1 protein-coding gene is annotated in these 814 nt (G+C 67.6%); it reads right to left on the reverse strand.

Features of this window, described 5'->3' with window-relative positions:
- Positions 1-814: PAS domain-containing sensor histidine kinase (locus ACF8LI_RS17425; protein WP_392413516.1), on the reverse strand; the 814-nt coding region annotated here is incomplete at both ends.

Below are 814 nucleotides of genomic sequence, written 5' to 3' on the forward strand. Positions count from 1 at the left end.
CGATGCGCCCGCCGATGGGCGAGAACTTGATGGCATTGGCCAGCACATTGCGCACCACCTGCTGGAAGCGCACGGGGTCGGCCTTGGCGATCAGCGGGGCGTCGTCGAGTTCGAGCCGCAGGTCGATGAGCTTGTGCTGCTGCTGCGGCTCCAGCTCGCGCACGACCGGCCGGATCAGGCTGCGCAGGTCCGTGCGCTCCAGGTGGATGGTTCCCACGGCGCTGTCCAGCTTGGCCACATCGAGCAGGTCATTGACCAGGGCCAGCATGCGCTGGCCCGCCGCATGGATGTCGTTGAACATGTCGGCCATGGCGGGATTGCCGCGCGAGCGCAGGCTGCCCAGCTCGGCAAAGCCCATGATGGACTGCAGCGGGGTGCGCAGCTCATGGCTCATGTTGGCGACGAATTCCGACTTCACGCGGAAGGCCTCCTCGGCCGCGTCGCGGGCCTCGCGCGTGGCATGCTCGGCCGCGCGGAATTCGCTCACATCCACAAAGATGCTGAGCACGCCGGTGGTCTGCCCCTGGGCATCCTTGACCGCCGCCTTGGAGATCTGCACGTCGCGGTAGCTGCCGTCCATGTGGGGCAGCCGGGCCTCCAGCACCATGCGCTGGCCCGAGCGCATCACGACCTGGTTGCTGCGTATCTGCAGCAGGGCATCGTCGCGCGAGTGCAGGCCCTTGATCTCGTGGCCGAGCACGGCATAGCGGCCGCGGCCGAAGAAGTCCTCCCAGGCCTTGTTGACCAGTACCACGCGGTGGTCCGCGTCGGTGACCAGCATGGGCAGGGGCGTGGTCTCGAACAGCAGGTGCTG

This window comes from Delftia sp. WSY_12, from assembly GCF_043104645.1.
In the GTDB taxonomy this organism is placed as follows: Bacteria; Pseudomonadota; Gammaproteobacteria; order Burkholderiales; family Burkholderiaceae_C; genus Comamonas; species Comamonas tsuruhatensis.